Source organism: Streptomyces sp. NPDC043427 (assembly GCF_056436655.1).
Window position 1 is genome coordinate 451,343 of the sequence record NZ_JBWKCC010000002.1, and the last position, 17,088, is coordinate 468,430.

The 17,088-nt window shown below is 70.6% G+C and carries 17 protein-coding genes; 13 read left to right on the forward strand and 4 right to left on the reverse strand.

Translation table 11 applies throughout. The features are described 5' to 3' along the window. Positions 1 to 29: 29 nt before the first annotated feature. On the forward strand, positions 30 to 530 hold the full coding sequence (gene greA / locus AC067M_RS05935) for a transcription elongation factor GreA (protein ID WP_478695734.1): 501 nt from the start codon (positions 30 to 32) through the stop codon (positions 528 to 530). A 61-nt stretch (positions 531 to 591) separates the two neighbouring features. Here greA and AC067M_RS05940 read toward each other — a convergent pair whose 3' ends face one another. The 3 genes from AC067M_RS05940 to ilvA all read right to left on the reverse strand — a co-directional run bounded on the left by AC067M_RS05940 (position 592) and on the right by ilvA (position 3,789). Further along, on the reverse strand, positions 592 to 1,443 hold the full coding sequence (locus tag AC067M_RS05940) for an ABC transporter permease (RefSeq protein ID WP_478695735.1): 852 nt from the start codon (positions 1,441 to 1,443) through the stop codon (positions 592 to 594). Then, positions 1,440 to 2,414 carry an ATP-binding cassette domain-containing protein gene (locus AC067M_RS05945; protein ID WP_478695736.1) on the reverse strand — a complete coding sequence of 325 codons (975 nt, stop codon included), beginning with the start codon at positions 2,412 to 2,414 and terminating at the stop codon, positions 1,440 to 1,442. The genes AC067M_RS05940 and AC067M_RS05945 overlap by 4 nt, the downstream gene beginning before the upstream one ends. 145 nt (positions 2,415 to 2,559) lie before the next feature. Next, the gene (ilvA, locus tag AC067M_RS05950; RefSeq protein ID WP_478695737.1) at positions 2,560 to 3,789 is read right to left on the reverse strand and encodes a threonine ammonia-lyase; all 1,230 of its coding nucleotides are present in this window, start codon (positions 3,787 to 3,789) and stop codon (positions 2,560 to 2,562) included. A gap of 162 nt (positions 3,790 to 3,951) precedes the next feature. On the opposite strand from ilvA, the gene AC067M_RS05955 reads away from it, so the two are divergent. The 3 genes from AC067M_RS05955 to AC067M_RS05965 all read left to right on the forward strand — a co-directional run bounded on the left by AC067M_RS05955 (position 3,952) and on the right by AC067M_RS05965 (position 5,450). After that, positions 3,952 to 4,458: a MarR family winged helix-turn-helix transcriptional regulator gene (locus AC067M_RS05955; RefSeq protein ID WP_478695997.1), complete on the forward strand. Its 507-nt coding sequence runs from the start codon at positions 3,952 to 3,954 to the stop codon at positions 4,456 to 4,458. A 142-nt stretch (positions 4,459 to 4,600) separates the two neighbouring features. Further along, positions 4,601 to 5,104 carry a sigma factor-like helix-turn-helix DNA-binding protein gene (locus tag AC067M_RS05960; protein WP_478695738.1) on the forward strand — a complete coding sequence of 168 codons (504 nt, stop codon included), beginning with the start codon at positions 4,601 to 4,603 and terminating at the stop codon, positions 5,102 to 5,104. 97 nt (positions 5,105 to 5,201) lie between these two features. After that, positions 5,202 to 5,450, forward strand: coding sequence for a hypothetical protein (locus AC067M_RS05965; RefSeq protein WP_478695739.1), 249 nt, complete (start codon positions 5,202 to 5,204; stop codon positions 5,448 to 5,450). Positions 5,451 to 5,475: 25 nt separating this feature from the next. Here AC067M_RS05965 and AC067M_RS05970 read toward each other — a convergent pair whose 3' ends face one another. Then, positions 5,476 to 6,630 (reverse strand): cystathionine gamma-synthase, encoded by a 1,155-nt coding sequence (locus AC067M_RS05970; protein WP_478695740.1) that lies wholly within the window; start codon positions 6,628 to 6,630, stop codon positions 5,476 to 5,478. A 121-nt stretch (positions 6,631 to 6,751) separates the two neighbouring features. Here AC067M_RS05970 and AC067M_RS05975 point away from each other — a divergent pair, with 121 nt between their 5' ends. The 9 genes from AC067M_RS05975 (at position 6,752) to AC067M_RS06015 (ending at position 16,953) form a co-directional block, all read left to right on the forward strand. After that, entirely contained in the window at positions 6,752 to 7,870 is a 1,119-nt protein-coding gene (locus AC067M_RS05975; protein ID WP_478695741.1) for a hypothetical protein, read from the forward strand. 98 nt (positions 7,871 to 7,968) lie between these two features. Beyond that, positions 7,969 to 8,637, forward strand: a complete 669-nt coding sequence (gene msrA, locus AC067M_RS05980) for a peptide-methionine (S)-S-oxide reductase MsrA (RefSeq protein ID WP_478695742.1) — start codon at positions 7,969 to 7,971, stop codon at positions 8,635 to 8,637. Between the two features lie 138 nt (positions 8,638 to 8,775). Continuing rightward, the gene (locus AC067M_RS05985) at positions 8,776 to 9,882 is read left to right on the forward strand and encodes a serine hydrolase domain-containing protein (RefSeq protein WP_478695743.1); all 1,107 of its coding nucleotides are present in this window, start codon (positions 8,776 to 8,778) and stop codon (positions 9,880 to 9,882) included. A 77-nt stretch (positions 9,883 to 9,959) separates the two neighbouring features. Then, positions 9,960 to 10,634: a DUF4389 domain-containing protein gene (locus AC067M_RS05990; RefSeq protein WP_478695744.1), complete on the forward strand. Its 675-nt coding sequence runs from the start codon at positions 9,960 to 9,962 to the stop codon at positions 10,632 to 10,634. A 105-nt stretch (positions 10,635 to 10,739) separates the two neighbouring features. Further along, complete coding sequence (locus AC067M_RS05995) at positions 10,740 to 11,861, forward strand: AI-2E family transporter (RefSeq protein WP_478695745.1); 1,122 nt, start codon at positions 10,740 to 10,742, stop codon at positions 11,859 to 11,861. Between the two features lie 130 nt (positions 11,862 to 11,991). Next, positions 11,992 to 12,390, forward strand: a complete 399-nt coding sequence (locus tag AC067M_RS06000) for a hypothetical protein (RefSeq protein ID WP_478695746.1) — start codon at positions 11,992 to 11,994, stop codon at positions 12,388 to 12,390. 3 nt (positions 12,391 to 12,393) lie between these two features. Then, positions 12,394 to 13,059: a DUF4291 domain-containing protein gene (locus AC067M_RS06005; RefSeq protein ID WP_478695747.1), complete on the forward strand. Its 666-nt coding sequence runs from the start codon at positions 12,394 to 12,396 to the stop codon at positions 13,057 to 13,059. 124 nt (positions 13,060 to 13,183) lie between these two features. Then, positions 13,184 to 13,387 carry a hypothetical protein gene (locus tag AC067M_RS06010; RefSeq protein WP_478695748.1) on the forward strand — a complete coding sequence of 68 codons (204 nt, stop codon included), beginning with the start codon at positions 13,184 to 13,186 and terminating at the stop codon, positions 13,385 to 13,387. Positions 13,388 to 13,470: 83 nt separating this feature from the next. Then, positions 13,471 to 16,953 carry a glycosyltransferase gene (locus AC067M_RS06015; protein WP_478695749.1) on the forward strand — a complete coding sequence of 1,161 codons (3,483 nt, stop codon included), beginning with the start codon at positions 13,471 to 13,473 and terminating at the stop codon, positions 16,951 to 16,953. Positions 16,954 to 17,088 lie beyond the last annotated feature (135 nt).

Consider the following 17,088-nt stretch of genomic DNA (forward strand, 5'->3'; position numbering starts at 1 on the left):
GTATTTCCCAGTACCGACGAGGAGCACCTGTGACCCAGACCAGCGAGTCCGTCACCTGGCTGACCCAGGAGGCGTACAACAAGCTCAAGGATGAGCTTGAGTACCTTACTGGTCCTGCGCGCACGGAGATCGCCGCCAAGATCGCGGCCGCGCGCGAGGAGGGCGACCTGCGCGAGAACGGCGGGTACCACGCGGCCAAGGAGGAGCAGGGCAAGCAGGAGCTCCGTGTGCGCCAGCTGACCCAGCTCCTCGAGAACGCCAAGGTGGGCGAGGCCCCGACCTCGACGGACGGTGCCGTGGCGCCCGGCATGGTCGTCACGATCGCCTTCGACGGTGACGAGGACGACACCCTGTCCTTCCTGCTCGCCTCGCGCGAGTACGCGAGCTCCGACATCGAGACCTACTCGCCGCAGTCCCCGCTGGGCACCGGCGTGATCGGCCACAAGGTCGGCGAGGACGCGGAATACGAGCTGCCGAACGGCAAGAAGGCCTCGGTGCGGATCCTCAAGGCCGAGCCGTACAGCGGCTGAGCCCGCAGGGCCCCCGTATGACCCGTGAGGCCCCCAGCGTCATTAGGCGCCGGGGGTTTCGTCATACCGCCGCCGACCGGTACTTCCGCACCGCCAGGGTCCGGAATATGACGATGATCACGAGCGACCAGATCAGCGACGCCCACACGGGGTGCTGCATGGGCCAGGCGTCGGGCGCCTTGAAGCCCGGGGGAAGGTTGCCGAACAGCTCGCGGCACGCCTGCACGGTGGCGCTGAAGGGGTTCCACTCCGCGATGTGCCGCAGGAAGGTCGGCATCTGGTTCGCGTCCACGAACGCGTTCGAGATGAACGTCAGCGGAAACAGCCAGATCAGGCCGCCCGAGGTCGCCGCTTCGGGGGTACGCACGGACAGGCCGATGAGCGCGCCGATCCACGAGAACGCGTACCCGAGCAGCAGGAGCAGACCGAAACCGGCGAGCACCTTGCCGAAGTTCTCGTGCGTGCGCCAGCCGACGATCAGGGCAACGACCGCCAGGACGACGAGGGTGAGCGCCGTCTGCACGAGGTCGGCGAGGGTACGCCCGGTCAGGACCGCGCCGCGCGCCATGGGCAGCGAACGGAACCGGTCGATCAGCCCCTTGTGCATGTCGTCGGCGATGCCCGCGCCGGCGCCCGCGGTGGCGAACGTGACGGTCTGCGCGAAGATGCCCGCCATGAGGAACTCGCGGTAGACGCCGGAGTCGGTGGTGCCGCCGATGTTCATGGAGCCGCCGAAGACGTACGAGAACAGCACCACGAACATGATGGGCTGGATCAGCCCAAAAATTACCATTTCCGGGATTCTGGACATCCGGATCACATTGCGTTTGGCCACCACCAGGGAGTCCCTGACGGACTGGGTGACCGGGTTTCCCGGCGGTGCGACCCGCACGGTGTCGGTGACGGCGCTCATTGGGCGGCCTCCTTGCCGTTCTCGTTCTCCGTCTCGGCGACATGGCCCGTCAGGGACAGGAACACGTCGTCGAGGGTCGGGCGGCGCAGCCCGATGTCGTCGATCTCGATACCGCGGGCATCGAGTTCCCGGATCACCTCGGCGAGCAGCTTGGCGCCGCCGCTGACGGGCACCGTGAGCTTGCGGGTGTGCTCTTCGACTGTGGTGTCGCCCTTGCCGAAGCCGCGCAGGACCTCCGAAGCCGTCTGTATGCGCTCGCGCTCGTGCACGACGACCTCGACGCGCTCGCCGCCGGTGCGAGCCTTGAGCTCGTCGGAGGTGCCGCGGGCGATGACACGGCCCTGGTCGACCACCGCGATGTCGTGCGCGAGGTGGTCGGCCTCTTCGAGGTACTGCGTGGTCAGCAGCAGTGTCGTACCGCCGGAGACCAGCCTCTTGATGACCTCCCACAGCATCTGCCGGTTGCGTGGGTCGAGGCCGGTGGTCGGCTCGTCCATGAACATGACGGGCGGGGAGACGACCAGCGCCGCCGCCAGGTCGAGCCGACGGCGCATGCCTCCGGAGTAGGTCGTGGCGGGGCGGTCGGCTGCGTCCGCGAGGCCGAACTGTTCGAGCAGTTCGACGGCCCGGGCCTTCGCGACCTTCGCCTTCATCTGGTAGAGCTGTCCGACCATCCGGAGGTTCTCACGGCCGGTCAGATACTCGTCGACGGCGGCGAACTGGCCGGACAGGCCGATCGAGCGCCGTACCTCGTTCGGATGCTTGAGCACGTCGACGCCGGCGACGACGGCCCTGCCGCTGTCGGGTCGCAGCAGGGTCGTCAGACAGCGGACGGTCGTCGTCTTGCCCGCGCCGTTCGGCCCGAGCAGGCCCAGGACGGTGCCCTCGGGGACATCGAGGTCGACGCCGTCCAGAGCCCTTACATCTCCGAAGGTCTTCACCAGACCTTCGGCATAGATGGCGCCTGGCATATGAGTCTCCACGTCATCGGGGATTCTTCGGTGAGCCGGATACTTCGGAAAGCCTGGGTTCGCAACACACCATAACGCGATGTATCGCGTCTCTCAATGCACGTGCCGGACCAACGCCCGATCGAGTGACAAGAGGCCCCTGACCTCAGCCGATGACCGTGTAGCCCGCCTCGCGCAAGGACTGCTCGACCTCGGCGCAGTGCGCCGGCCCCTTCGTCTCCAGGTGCAGCTCGACCTCCGCCTCCGTGAGCCCGAGCCGCGGGTGGGTCCGGACATGGCTCACGTCGAGGACATTAGCGTCGACCACTGACAACACCCCCAGCAGTGCGGCGAGGGCGCCCGGCCGGTCGGTCAGCCGGACCCGGACGGCCAGGTAGCGGCCCTGCGCCGACATGCCGTGCCGCAGGATGCGCTGGAGCAGCAGCGGGTCGACGTTGCCGCCGGACAGCACCGCCACGACCGGCCCCTCGAAGGCGCCGGGGTCGCTCAGCAGTGCCGCGACCGGGCTCGCCCCGGCCGGCTCCACGACCAGCTTGGCGCGCTCCATGCAGTGCAGCAGCGCGGTGGACAGCTCGTCCTCCGTCACCGTGCGGACCTCGTCCACCAGGTCCCCGACGATCCCGAACGGCACGTCGCCGGGCCGTCCGACCTTGATGCCGTCGGCCATCGTCGCCGGGTGCTCGACCGCCAGCGGACGCCCCGCCGCCAGCGAGGGCGGGTACGCGGCCGCGCCGGCCGCCTGCACGCCTACGATCCGTACGTCGGGCCGCAGCGCCTTCACCGCCACCGCGATACCGGCCGCCAGCCCCCCGCCGCCGATCCCGACGACGATCGTGCGCACCTCCGGGCACTGCTCCAGGATCTCCAGGCCGACCGTGCCCTGGCCCGCGATGACGTCGGCGTGGTCGAAGGGGTGGATGAACACCGCGCCCGTCTCGGCCGCGTACTCCTGCGCGGCGGCCAGCGTCTCGTCGACCACCTGGCCGTGCAGGCGCACCTCGGCGCCGTACTCCCGCGTGGCGCTGATCTTCGGCAGCGGAGCGCCCTTCGGCATGAACACCGTGGAGTGCACGCCCAGGAGCGAGGACGCGAGGGCCACGCCCTGCGCGTGGTTGCCCGCGCTCGCGGCGACGACCCCGGCGGCCCGCTCCTCCGGCAGCAGTCCGGCGATACGGACGTACGCGCCGCGCAGCTTGAACGACCCCGTCCGCTGCAGGTTCTCGCACTTGAAGTGCACCGGCGCGCCCACCAGCTGCGACAGCCGCCTGCTGCCCTCCATCCCGGTCACCCGCGCCACCCCCGCGAGCATCTTCTGGGCGCCGCGCACATCGTCGAGAGTGACGGGACGCAAGGAGTCAGCGGTGCTGTAGCTCATGACTCAAGCATCGCAGTTCACAGGCGCCGACCGCGGTTGTGACCAACCACCGAGACCGGTTTGCGCAGCGCCCGTACGGCCTGCCTTCCGGCCGCGTAACCTGTCCCCCAACTCCAGCACTCTTCCTGAAGTGAGCCCCCGGCCATGCCCACAACACCTGAAATGTCGATGGACATGACGACCTTTGGTGACACAGGTCTCCTCGACACGCTGCAGCACGAGGTGGCGGTCTTCGCGCGCCGTGCCGAACAGACCCGGCTCGGCGGCGTCGGGCAGGTGCGCAACTCCATGGACCGCGCCGCGTACCTCCTGCTCAACCGGCTCGACAAGGAGGGCCCGATGGGCGTCAAGGCGCTCGCCGCGAGCATGGGCATCGACTCCTCGACGGTCACCCGGCAGGTGGCTCCGCTCGTCGACACCGGCCTGGTCAAGCGCACCTCGCACCCCGAGGACGGGCGGGCGGTGGTGCTCCAGCTGTCCCCGCGCGGGCTGTCGCGGCTGGAGGAGGTGCGCTCCTCCCGGCGTCAGCTGATGGCCGAGCTGACGCAGGACTGGGCGCCCGAGGAGCGCGAGGCGTTCTGCACGCTGCTGACGCGCTTCAACACCGCGCTGTCCACCCGGATGGCGGCCCAGGGGCTGCCGGGGGCGGAGCCGCCGTCCGCGTCCTGAGCCCGGGCGCCCGTCTGATCCCGGGCGAATCCCGCCCGTGCGCGGCCCTTGACCGGCGGGCCGACCCTGACCTCATATGAGACACGTATGGCCCGGGTGCCAGCACCGGGTTCCTCGGGGTCGTCCTCAGGCGGGAGGCGTGATGGGACAACGGCAGGCGGCCCAGAGCGCCCGCCGGACCAGGGAGTTCGAGGCGTTCGTCGCGGGTGCGGCGGGTCGGCTGCTGCACACGGCGACGCTGCTCACCGCGGAGACGCCGCAAGACAATCCGCGCGCGCGGCGTCTGCTGACCCTCGCCCTCGCCCACACGTACGCGTGCTGGGACGGGCTGCGCGGCGAGGATCCCTACGACCTCGCCCGCCAGTACCTGGCCGCCCGCTTCGCACGCGGCGCCTGGCACCAGCACGGCGCCTTCCCCCGTGGCCGCCCGCACGCCGGTGGCACCCTGGCCCGGCTCGCCCCGCAGGAGCGCCTGGTCCTGGTCCTGCGGCTGTACGAAGGGGTTGCAGAGGAGCAGGTGGCGGCGCTGCTCGGGCTACCCAGGGAGCGCGTCCACGCGATCTGCGACCGGGCGACGGCCACGCTGCTGCATCCGCCCCGCAAACCGGCGGCGGCTGCGGTGGGGGCGAAGGTGGCGCCGTCGTGAGCGCGGAAGAAACCGCGGGAAGCGCGTGGGCCGCTTTGACCGCGCAGGCTGCGCAGGCTGCGCAGACCGTACGGCGACTGCCTGACGGGCGACGGCCGTGAACCGGGCCGAGCGGGAGACGGCCGTACGGCGGATCATGGAGCGCACTCCGGCGCGGGTGCCGCCGGAGCTGCACGCGGACGTTCTGCGCCGCGGCGGGCGGATGCTGCGGCGCAGGGTCCTCGCCCGCAGGCTGATGTGGCTGTTGCTGTTCGCGGCGACGGTGGCGTTCGTGGTGTGGGCGCTGACGGCCCGCCCCTGGGTGGAGCCGCCGTCGGAGACGACTCCACCGCTCACGGGCTGGTGAGCCCCTCGAAGCAGGGGCTCACCAGCTAGCCGAGTGCCTGCTGGAGGTCCTCCAGCAGGTCTTCCACGTTCTCGATGCCCACGGAGAGGCGTACGAGATCGGCGGGGACCTCGAGGGCGGAACCGGCCACGGACGCGTGCGTCATCCGCCCGGGGTGCTCGATCAGCGACTCGACGCCGCCCAGGGACTCGCCCAGCGTGAACACCTTGGCCCGGTTGCAGACCTCGACGGCCGCCTCCTCGCCCCCGGCGACCCGGAAGGAGACCATGCCGCCGAACGCCTTCATCTGCTTGGCGGCGACCTCGTGACCGGGGTGCTCCGGCAGCCCCGGGTACAGGACGCTCGTCACGCGCGCGTGCCGGGTGAGCATGTCGGCGACCTTGGTGGCGTTCTCGCTGTGCCGGTCCATGCGCACCGACAGCGTCTTGGCGCCGCGCAGCACCAGCCAGGAGTCGAAGGGCCCGGCGACCGCGCCCATCGCGTTCTGGTGGAACGCCAGCTCCTCGCCCAGCTCCTGGTCACCGACGACCAGCGCACCGCCGACGACGTCGGAGTGGCCGCCCATGTACTTGGTCAGGGAGTGCACCACGACGTCCGCGCCCAGCGCCAGCGGCTGCTGCAGGTACGGCGTGGCGAAGGTGTTGTCGACGACCAGCTTGGCGCCCGCGTCCCGGGCGATCTGGGCGACGGCGGCGATGTCGGTGATGCCGAGCAGCGGGTTGGAGGGGGTCTCCACCCACACGACCTTGGTCTTCGGCGTGATGGCGGCCCGGACGGCGGAGGGGTCGCTGGTGTCGGCGACCGACCATTCCACGCCCCAGCGGGCGACGACCTTCGCGAAGAGGCGGAACGTGCCGCCGTAGGCGTCGTTGGGGATGACCACGTGGTCACCGGGGCTCAGCAGCGTGCGCAACAGGCAGTCCTCGGCCGCCAGTCCGGACGCGAACGCGAGGCCGCGGCGGCCGCCCTCGAGGGCGGCGAGGTTCTCTTCCAGGGCGGTCCTGGTCGGGTTGGCGCTGCGGCTGTACTCGTAGCCGCCGCGCAGGCCGCCCACGCCGTCCTGCTTGTAGGTCGAGACCTGGTAGATCGGCGGGACGACCGCGCCGGTGAGGGGATCCGCGGTGTTGCCCGCGTGGATCGCGAGGGTCTCGAAGTGCTGACTGATGTGCCTGTCGCTCATGGGCACCGAGGGTAGTGCGCCTTTTCCCCGTGCGACTTCCCCGCGCGTTTTCCACCGCCGGTTTTCCACAGGCCGCCGATCAGGTTGGCCAATTGTCGGCGGCGTCTGGAACCCTTGAGACATGGAGATTCTCTGGGTCCTGATGGCCCTGGTCATGATCGGTTTCGTGCTGCTGCCGGTCATGAGGCGCAGGCGCGGCATGATCGAGCAGGTCCCGCCGGGACACCCGGACGCGGCGGACCCCGCGACCTACGGGTTCGTGCGCCAGGAGGAGCTGGACATCCGCATGCCCGGCCCCGACCAGGACCTGCTCGACGTCCTGGACCTGGTGCAGCGCACCCAGGACTACAAGGCCGCCGCTCAACTGCTCGCCGGGACCGAGACGGCGGGCGAGCTGCGCTGGCAGCGTGTGCAGGCCTTCGCCGGTGCCGCCGCGCTGGAGCTGCAGCAGCGGCCCGGTGGGGTGAGCGAGGCGCCGGGCGGGCAGTGGCTGCGGGTGTGGCGGGCCGAGGCACCCAAGGACGCGGGCGGGGCCGCGGTGCACGCCGAGTTCCTGGTGCAGCAGGCATGGCGCACGGCCACGCCGGGCACCGACGCGTTCCGGATCATCATGGAGGAGGCGCGGGACGCCTGCGGGCAGGCGGCGCTGCTGTCCCCCGGTGACCCGATCCCGTACATCGTCGAACTGTCGGTGGCCCGTGGGCTGGCGTACTCGCAGTCGGAGTTCGAGCAGCTCTGGCTGAAGATCCTGGACCGCGCGCCGGCGCACATGGGAGCGCATCTGGCGGCGCTGCACTACTGGTGCGAGAAGTGGCACGGCTCGCGCGAGCTGGCGTACTCCTTCGCGGAGGCCGCGGCGGCGAGAGCTCCGCACGGCTCCCTGCTGGCGGCGATGCCGTTGTTCGCGGTCTTCGAGCACCTGCCCGAGGTGAACCTGGTCACCGGCTTCTACCGGAGCGAGGTCGTGTCCAAGGCGATCCACGGCGCGCTGCACGCGGCGCACTCGGCGCGTTCGGACGACCCGATGCTCGCGCACGTACGCCATCTGCTGGTGTTCTTCCTGGTCCGTGCCGAGCGCTGGTCGGAGGCCATGAACCAGCTGATCCACGTCGACGGCCATGTGGGCGCCCTGCCCTGGACCCTGTCCACCGACCCGGCCGCGGAGTTCGCCGTCTACCGCGCGCTGGCGGTGGCGGGCTTCGAGGCGAACGGCGGCAGTCCGGCGACGCTGCCGCACTGACCGTCCGGGGAGCGACGGTCTCCCGGACCAGCGGGCCGGAATGCGGGGACGTCTCCGCACGTTGACGCATCCGGAGCCTCGATCGAAGTGGAGACCGCATGTTCCTGCACAGCCGTACCCCTCAGCTGCCCACGCCCGACCAGGCTCTGCGTGGTCGCCCGGAGCCGGTGTTCTCGGTCCCCGACCGCCACACGGTCCTGGGCACCCCCCTCCTCGGCCCTTACCCCGAGAGCTTGGAGGTGGCCGACTTCGGCCTGGGCTGCTTCTGGGGCGCCGAGCGCAAGTTCTGGCAGCTCCCGGCGGGCGTGTGGACGACCCTGGTCGGCTACCAGGGCGGCTACACCGAGAACCCCACGTACGAGGAGGTCTGCTCGGGCCTGACGGGCCACACGGAGGCCGTCCGCGTGGTCTACGACCCGAAGCTGATCTCGTACGAGCGTCTGCTGAAGACCTTCTGGGAGAACCACGACCCCACGCAGGGCTTCCGCCAGGGCAACGACGTGGGCACCCAGTACCGCTCCGCGATCTACACCCACTCCCCCGCCCAGGCAGCCATCGCCGAGTCCTCCCGTACGGCCTACCAGCAGGTCCTCACGTCCTCGGGCCACGGCACGATCACCACGGAGATCCTCCCCGCCGAGGGCCGCACCTTCTACCCGGCCGAGGCCTACCACCAGCAGTACCTCGACAAGAACCCGGCAGGCTACTGCGGAATCGGCGGCACGGGCGTGTCGTGCCCGATCGGTGTGGCAAAGACCGACAGCTGACCTCAGGGCCCGGTGAGCGCTGCCCTCGGGATCCAGGGCAGCGAATAGCTGCCGCCGGGGGAGCGCTCGTCGGCCGTCGGCGAGCCCAGCCCGTAATTCGGTTGCCTTTCGTCGCTCGGAGGGAGCTGGATATGGGTCATGGCTGACATTCAGGGCTCGTACGACGGTCTGTTCACCGCGGTGCCCAACGCGCTGTCCGCGCTGCTGGACGAGGGGGACGTGGGCGGCTCGGTGGCGGTGTTCGTGGGTGGGGAGCCGGTCGTGGACGTGTGGGGCGGGTTCGCCGACGCGGAGCGCACGGTGCCGTGGCAGCGGGACACGATCGTCAATGTCTGGTCCGTCACGAAGACGATGACGGCGCTGTGCGCGCTGGTGCTGGCCGACCGCGGCGAACTCGATCCGGCCGCGCCGGTCGCCCGGTACTGGCCGGAGTTCGCGGCGGCGGGCAAGGAGCGCGTGCTGGTGCGGCACCTGCTCTCGCACACCGCCGGGCTGCCCGACTGGGACGGTCCGGTGGACGAGCTGTACGACTGGTCGTCCGCCACGGCGCGGCTGGCCGCTCAGGCTCCGCAGTGGGAGCCGGGCAGCGCGGCCGGGTACCACTCGCTCACCCAGGGATTCCTGGTGGGCGAGGTCATACGCCGGATCACGGGTCGGAGCGTGGGCGCGTTCTTCGCCGACGAGGTGGCCGGGCCCCTGGGCGCGGACTTCCGTATCGGGCTGCCGGCCGAGCACGACCACCGGGTGGCGTTGACGGTCCCGCCACCGTCCCGGGACGAGGACTACACCGCGAGCGCGCCCGGCAGCGAGGCGGCCCCGGCCTCCCCCACCGGCATCCGCGTCCGCGACGGCAACAGCCTGGCCTGGCGCCGGGCGCAGATCCCCGCGGCGAGCGGATTCGGCAACGCCCGTTCGGTCGCCCTCGTGCAGTCGGTGATGGCCTGCGGCGGATCCGTGGGCGGGGTGCGGCTGCTGTCGCGGGCGGGCTGTGAGCGTGCGTGGGAGGAACAGTTCAGCGGCGAGGACCGCGTCCTGGGCATGCCGATCAGCTGGGGCCTGGGCTACGGCCGGTTCGGCGGCACCTACGGATGGGGCGGTTGGGGCGGCTCGACCGTCATGATCGAACCCGACTCGGGTGTGACGGTGGCGTACGTGACGAATCACATGCGCGAACCCGCCCAGGCCACTCGGGGCGTGGAGTTCCTGATGGCCGCCTACGACGGCCTCAAAGCGCTACGGGCATGACGTGCAAGAAGTGGAGGGTCGCGGCCAGGTGACTCCCTCGAGTCGCGGCCTCCCGCTCAGCGTGCGAGCCTGCATTCATGATCAGTGCGTCAGCTGTACGGCTCGAGGCATCTGTGGATCCCCGGCTGTCCCGGTGGATGTGGCTGGTGAAGTGGCTGCTCGCGATCCCGCACTACATCGTGCTGTTCTTCCTGTGGATCGCGTTCGCCGTCGTGACCGTGATCGCGTTCTTCGCCATCCTTTTCACCGGCCGGTACCCCCGCTCGCTCTTCGAGTTCAGTGTCGGTGTACTGAGGTGGAACTGGCGGGTCAGTTATTACGCACACACCGCCCTCGGCACCGACCAGTACCCGCCGTTCACCCTCGCGGACGTGCCCGACTACCCGGCGCGTTTCGATGTGGCCTATCCCGAGCGGCTCTCCCGCGGGCTGGTCCTGGTGAAGTGGTGGCTGCTGGTGATTCCGCAGTACATCGTGGTCGGGATCTTCCTCGGGCACTGGGGATGGGAAGGAGAGAGCGATCGCTGGAGTGGCGGCGGTCTGATTCCCTTTCTCTCTCTCGTCGCCGTGATCATCCTGGCGTTCACCGCCCGTTATCCGATGTACCTGTTCGACTTCCTGATCGGTCTGGCGCGCTGGGTCGCGCGGGTGGCCGCCTACGCCGCGCTGATGACGGACGAGTACCCGCCGTTCCGTCTCGACATGGGCGGTCGGGCCTCCCCGGAGTCCACCCCGCTGACGAAGACCCCGTAGCATCCCGCCTCATTGCACCTCAGGCAGACGCAAGCGAGTCGTACCGGCACCCCATCCCGAACCACCCCCGGCCAGTACGACTTGAGTACCAATAGGGTGACCTCCATGTCTGCCCCGTTGAGTCCCACGAGAGCCAGAACCGCGCTGCGCACGTCGGCGCGTATTTCCGTGGACCTGCTGCTGGTTCTTGTGATGCTCGCGGCAGCGCTGTGGCTGCTGGGCCGGATGTGGTCGGTCGTCTGGCCTCTCGTCGTAGGCCTGCTCCTCACCACACTGACCTGGCCCCTGGCGCGCTTCCTGCGTCGTCGCGGCTGGCCCCCCGCCCTGGCCGCTTCAGCGGTGACCGTGCTGTTCCTCCTGGTCGCCGTCGGGGTCGTGGCGCTGATCGCGGTGCCGGTGGCGTCCCAGTCGGGCGAGCTGACCGACGGTGTGGTCGAGGGCATCCAGAGGCTGCGCGAGTGGGCCGCGGGGCCGCCGTTGAACATAGGCGACGACCAGATCACCAAGGCCATGGACACAGCGGTCGCCCGCGCCCAGGACGGCGTCGGCAGCATGGTCACCGCTGTCGTCACGGGAGTGAGCACGGTGGTCAACGGCTTGATCACAGCCGTGCTGGCGCTGTTCCTGATGTTCTTCTTCCTCAAGGACGGACCGCGGTTCCTGCCCTGGCTGGCCCGCCAGTTGCCCGGCCGCCTCGCCATCGACGTCCCGACCGTGGCCGCGCGCAGCTGGGACACCCTGGGCGCGTTCGTACGTTCCCAGGCGGCCGTCGGCCTGCTCGACGCCGTCGCGATCGGCCTCGGTCTGTGGATCGTGGGGGTACCGCTGGTGCTTCCGCTGGCGGTACTGACCTTCGTCTCCGCGTTCGTCCCGATCATCGGCGCCCTGTTCGCCGGTTTCGTCGCGGTGCTCATCGCGCTGGTCTCGAACGGCCTCACCGACGCGCTGATCGTGCTGGCCATCATCGTCGTCGTGCAGCAACTCGAGGGCAACGTGTTCCAGCCCATCCTCCAGAGCCGGGGTCTCGGCCTCCACGCGGCGGTGGTCCTGCTCGCGGTGACGCTGGGCGGCAGCCTGGCCGGCATCGTGGGCAGCCTGCTCGCGGTACCGGTCGCGGCGCTGATCGCGGTGGTCTGGAACTACGTACGTGAGCAGCTGACCGTCCCGCCGGGCGAGTTGCAGCCCTCCACCCCCGCGGACTCTGCCGACCCCGCGCCGGGTGGCTGATGGCAGTTCGAGGGCCGTTTTCGTAGGACCGTCGGCCCCGAAGAACGCTCCGCATCAAATGAGTACCCGGCGTCGTGTGACTCGTCGTACGATCTTCCGCTGATGGTCGGCAGAGCCCGGGGGCGCGCACATGGAAAGACCGGACGACCGCATCGCGTCCGCCCTGCGCTTCGCCTCGGAACTCGTCGCCTGGGTGGCCACCCCGTGGGCCCTGTCCGCGTACTCATGGGCCCTCGCCGTATTGGCGGTGGTCGTACTGATCGGCCTGCCGACCGTCTTCTCCACGCCGGGGGACAAGACGCAGGTGATCATCCCGGTCTCGGGTACGGTCACGATCCTGCTCGTGCTGCTCCAGCTTGCCGCGGCTGTGATCGCCGCATGGTCGGCATGGCCCGTCCCCGCGGCGGTCCTCGTGTCTCTTCTCGTGGCCACCACCCTCGTCACGGAACGCCCACGCCGGCGGTGGCTGCTCGGGAATCACCCGGTCGAAAATCAATGGCCGCCCACGCCGACGGACCCCACCCTGTAACCCATGGAACAAGCGCAACGCGAGATCCGTGCCGTCCACACGGACGCCACGATCACCGTCTACCAGGCCTACTCCCCCGGACTCGGTCTGCCCGCCGCCCGGGAGGGACGTTTTCCCGCCGCGTGGAAGCGGGACCGGATGACGTGGATCAAGCCGTCGTTCCTGTGGATGATGTACCGCTGCGGGTGGGGAACCAAGGCAGGACAGGAGACCGTCCTGGCCGTGGAGATCACCCGGGACGGCTTCGAGTGGGCGCTGCGCAATGCCTGTCTGTCGAGCTACGCCCGCGGAGTGCACCCCGACCGCGCCACCTGGCAGCGTCAGCTGAAGCGTGCGCCCGCCCGCGTCCAGTGGGACCCCGAACGCGATCTGCGCCTACGGCCCCTGCCTCACCGCTCCCTCCAACTCGGCCTCTCCAGCGAGGCCGTACGGCGTTACGCCGACGAGTGGACGGTCGGCATCACCGACGTCACGCCCCTCGCCCACGCCATCCACGCCCACGTGGGCAAGGGCGACCTCGACACAGCGACCCGCCTGCTCCCCCAGGAACGCCCGTACCCCACCAGCGACGAACTCCTGGCCCACCTGCGCGGCGACCTCCGGGAGTCCACCGAGAACGCAACGGCCGTTCCCCTGGTCCGTCCGACCCGGGAGCCGTCCCATCGCTGAGCCACTGTCGCCGGAAGAGTCCGCCACCCTCGCGGCGCTGCTCGCCGGCTCGGATCCGGTGCGCAGCGCCCTGCGCGCCCAGCTTCCCCACACGCGGGTGGTGGGCCGCTGCGGTTGCGGATGCGTGACGGTCGACCTGGCCGTGGACCGTACGGCGGCAGCTCCGGCAACGGCCCACGTGAATCCGGCCGTTGAGGCCACATACGGCAGGCCGCACTTCGCGGGGGTCATGGTCTTCACGGACGAGGGCTATCTCTCGTGCCTGGAGATCTACTCGATCGCCGACGAGCCGATCACCCGGTGGCCGGAGCCTCGGTTCATCGGGTGACCCGGTCGCCACCTCTGAGTACGCCTGCTCTTTCGCCGTTCGACCTGATGCGGCGACAGCTCGGCCTGCTGTAGTAAAGGGTTATGACGCGGGGACATGACGCAGATCCGATTCCCGGCCTCGACGGTGACGAGCGTCAGGCGGCGGCGCGCAGGCTGTGGGGGGCGTGGCGCGGTGACGGGTGCGGGGCGGCCGTGCTGACCGGGATGTCGGGGGTGGGGAAGACACGGGCGGTGGTCGGCCCCTTGGTGGGCCGGGCGCGGCGCGCGGGTGTGCCGACCGCGAGCATCGATGTGCCCGTCGACGCCGCGGACATGAACGCCGTGCTGGTGAGCCGCCTCGTGGAGCAGCTGGAGGACGGCGGCCACGACGACCTCGCGGCCTCGATCGCGGGCGACGCGGAATTCGCGTCGGCGGCGCGGGCGGTGCTGCGGCGCGGCGCTCTGATCGTCGTCGACGAGTTCCAGCGCATGCTCGACTCCGGCGGCCAACTGCGGCAGTCCTGGGCCAGGATGGTGGAGCGGCTCGCGAAGCGGCCGCCGGACGGCGGATGTCTGTGGCTGGTGTCGAACCGCTGGGTCGACGCCGACTGGACCGAGTCCTTCCACGTGGAGGAGTTGCCGATCCCGGACGGCGAGGACGCCACGAGGATCGTTCTGAAGGGCCTCACCGCGCAGGATGCCGACGTCCGGTTCCCCGTCGCGCGTCGCGTGGAGGTGGTCCGCCGCCTCGGCGCGAACCCCCGAGTCCTGCGCCTGCTGGGGTTCCTTCTCAAGAAGCACTCCCTGGACGACCTCCTTCCGCCCACGGCGGTCCTGCCCAGAGCCCCGTTCCGGATGCAGCTCGTCGAGGACATCGAGCGCCAACTGCTCGCGAAGGCGGCGGAAGGCCTCTCCGACGAGACGCGCGCGTTCCTGCGGGACCTGTCCGTGCTGCGGGACTGGGCGCCCTGGCCGCTCGTCGAGGCGATCGGCGGCGGCGCGGTCGACATCGAGACGCGGGTGGACGAGCTGCTCGAACGCTATCTTCTCAACGCCCGTGCCCCCGAAGGGCAGAGCGACTCGGGCCCGCGCACCCGCTACCAGGTCCATCCCCTGGTCCGGGAGGTCGACGGCGTGCGCATGCAGCGGGACGGCGAGGCGTGGCGCGAGGCGCACCGCCGCGCCGGCGAGTGGTACGCCCGGCCGTTGTACGAGGCCGCCCGGGTCCGCACCCGTGACCTGGTGCTCGCCGGGGCCCTCGACCACGCACGGTTCCATCTCACACAGGCCGGCAAGGAGGACGTCCTCGCGGCCGCGATGCGGTCCGTCCACGAGTACGTCGAGCGCCGGTTCAACTGGTCCTCGCCACAGCCGTCCACGGACCGGGAACGTGACGCGAGGATCGCTTTGCTCAGGATCTATCTCGCGCACTCGGACGTCCCCGCCACCCACTTCCACCTGGCGAAGCTCCTTCGAGGGCTGGGTGGGCGTGACGACCTCGTCGAGGCCCTGCGGCACGCGGAGCGTTCCACGGTCGGGGAGGACCGCGCCGAGCCCTGGGTGCAGTGGGTGCAGCTCGTGCGAGCCAGCGGGGGGCTGGATGCCGCCACGGAGGCGGCACGCAAGGCCGTCGCGCATGTGGCACCGGCCAAGAACCTGTTCAGCGCCTACCAGTTGCTGGCCCTGTGTCTGCGCGACCGAGGTCGGATCGGCGAGGCGATCGAGGTCCTGAAGGAGGGGATGGAACGCTCGGAGGGCAACCAGCACCGGCTCGCGGAGACGGCGGTGCGCTACGCCGCCGGCGAGCCCACGGCCGAACCGCTTGAAGACGTACGCGGCTGGCTGCGGCGGAAAAGCGGTCTGGAGATACAGGCGAATCTCGCGGAAGCCCTGTTGCTGGAACGCCGGGGTCTGTGGCGGGAGGCCGCGGAGTTCGTGGGACGGGTCAGTGCGGAGATCCCGACCTACCTCTCTCCCGCCATGCACGAGGTGATGTGCTGGCTCGGTGCCGGTGAGGTGGGCCGAGCGCGGACGGCGCTCGCCAAGATCTCCCCGGCGGACGACAGAACGGGAAGCAGCCTGACATGGCTGGCGGCGGCCGTCTCTCTGCTGGCCGACGACCTGCCCCGAGCCTCCCAACTGCTCGGCGCCTACCTCGACACACCGGCTCCGCCCACCACGGCCGACGGGATCCGCGCCGCACTGCTGTACGACTGGGACCATCGGTCCGGCCAATTCGGGGAGGCGTCCCCGGCGCTGGTCCATGCCGTCCTGCCCCCGACCGTCACCGGTCTCCCCACCGAAGTGATCCGGCCCCAGTACGGCGGCCCGGTTCTCCCCCAGCACCAGAAAGCGAGCGGCGCGCCCATGCCGGACGACCGGATCCGTTTCCTCGCCCTGGCCACCGAGTGGTCCTCGGCGCACGGCGGTCTGAGCACCTTCAACCGCCAGCTCTGTTCGGCGTTGGCGGCGGCCGGGGCGCAGGTCTTCTGTGTCGTGCTGGAGGCGTCACCGCAGGAGCACCAGGACGCGGCGGCGAGAGGCGTCACGCTCGTCGAGGCGCGGGTGATGCCCGGCGTCTCCGGCGTGCAACGACTTTTCCTGAAGCCGGAGTTGCCGGACGGAGCCGAGCCGGACTTCGTCATCGGGCACGGCCGCATCACGGGCCCCGCCGCACAGAACCTCGGTGACGCCTTCCCCCGGGCAAGACGCCTGCACTTCATCCACATGATCCCGGACGAGATCGAGCGGCTCAAGCTCGACCGGGGCGTCGACATCGGCGCCCTGGCGGAGGAACGGCAGGAGATCGAGCTGGGGTTGGGCGCGGGCGCGCACCGCACCGTCGTGGTGGGGCCGCGGATGTACAACTGGTTCCTGCGTGATCTGGAGGCGCGCGGGGTCGAGCGGAGGAAGATCCTCCGGTTCGATCCGGGATTCGACGCCGAGACCACGGACGTCCGTACGCCGCCGTCGGGCGCGCCGTGGATGACGCTTCTGTTCGGGCGGGCCGAGGACCACTACCTCAAGGGCCTCGACCTGGCCGCCCGGGCCTTCGCCTTGGCGCGGCAGAGCCGTCCCGTCGGCGCGACGGCCGTCGAGCTGCTGGTCCGGGGCGCCCCCGAGCGGACGTCGGGACAGCTTGAGGCGAGCATGCGCGAGTGGGCGCAGGACCCGGCTCTGCCGGTCCGGGTACGGCCGTACTCGACCGTGCACGAACGGCTGGCGGCCGACCTGCGGAGCGCGAGTCTGGTGCTCATGCCGTCCCGCGGTGAGGGCTTCGGGCTCGTCGGTGTGGAGGCCATCGCCGCGGGGGCGCCGGTGCTGGTGAGCAGTGCCAGCGGGCTGGGTGAGCTGTTGAGCAAGAAGCTCCTCGCCCCGGACGACGCGGCCCGTGTCGTGGTGGAGACGACCGGGGACGACGCCCGGGACGTCGCGGCGTGGAGCGACGCCGTCAAGGCCGTACTGCGGGACCGGGAGGGGGCGTTCGCCTGGGCGTCGAAGCTGCGCAGTGATCTCGCGGGGCGCTGGACGTGGTCCGACGCGGTGTCCGGACTGCTGGACGAGCTGGACGACCCGGCCGGCTGAACCCGGCTCCCGCGCGGAGGGGCCCGACCCTGGTGGTCGGGCCCCTCGCTGGCGGTCCCCTGGGACGCGCTCCGGCTGCACGGGATGTTCTGCGGGCCGGTGACGGTGGTGCCCGGGCCCACCTGGCCCGCCGGG

Coding starts and splice junctions, on each gene's coding strand:
- AC067M_RS05940 (WP_478695735.1), bottom strand. CDS start 1,443: ATGAGCGCCGTCACCGACACCGTGCGGGTCGCACCGCCGGGAAACCCG.
- AC067M_RS05945 (WP_478695736.1), bottom strand. CDS start 2,414: ATGCCAGGCGCCATCTATGCCGAAGGTCTGGTGAAGACCTTCGGAGAT.
- ilvA (WP_478695737.1), bottom strand. CDS start 3,789: ATGAGCTACAGCACCGCTGACTCCTTGCGTCCCGTCACTCTCGACGAT.
- AC067M_RS05955 (WP_478695997.1), top strand. CDS start 3,952: ATGTCGATGGACATGACGACCTTTGGTGACACAGGTCTCCTCGACACG.
- AC067M_RS05960 (WP_478695738.1), top strand. CDS start 4,601: ATGGGACAACGGCAGGCGGCCCAGAGCGCCCGCCGGACCAGGGAGTTC.
- AC067M_RS05970 (WP_478695740.1), bottom strand. CDS start 6,630: ATGAGCGACAGGCACATCAGTCAGCACTTCGAGACCCTCGCGATCCAC.
- AC067M_RS05975 (WP_478695741.1), top strand. CDS start 6,752: ATGGAGATTCTCTGGGTCCTGATGGCCCTGGTCATGATCGGTTTCGTG.
- msrA (WP_478695742.1), top strand. CDS start 7,969: ATGTTCCTGCACAGCCGTACCCCTCAGCTGCCCACGCCCGACCAGGCT.
- AC067M_RS05985 (WP_478695743.1), top strand. CDS start 8,776: ATGGCTGACATTCAGGGCTCGTACGACGGTCTGTTCACCGCGGTGCCC.
- AC067M_RS05990 (WP_478695744.1), top strand. CDS start 9,960: ATGATCAGTGCGTCAGCTGTACGGCTCGAGGCATCTGTGGATCCCCGG.
- AC067M_RS05995 (WP_478695745.1), top strand. CDS start 10,740: ATGTCTGCCCCGTTGAGTCCCACGAGAGCCAGAACCGCGCTGCGCACG.
- AC067M_RS06000 (WP_478695746.1), top strand. CDS start 11,992: ATGGAAAGACCGGACGACCGCATCGCGTCCGCCCTGCGCTTCGCCTCG.
- AC067M_RS06005 (WP_478695747.1), top strand. CDS start 12,394: ATGGAACAAGCGCAACGCGAGATCCGTGCCGTCCACACGGACGCCACG.
- AC067M_RS06015 (WP_478695749.1), top strand. CDS start 13,471: ATGACGCGGGGACATGACGCAGATCCGATTCCCGGCCTCGACGGTGAC.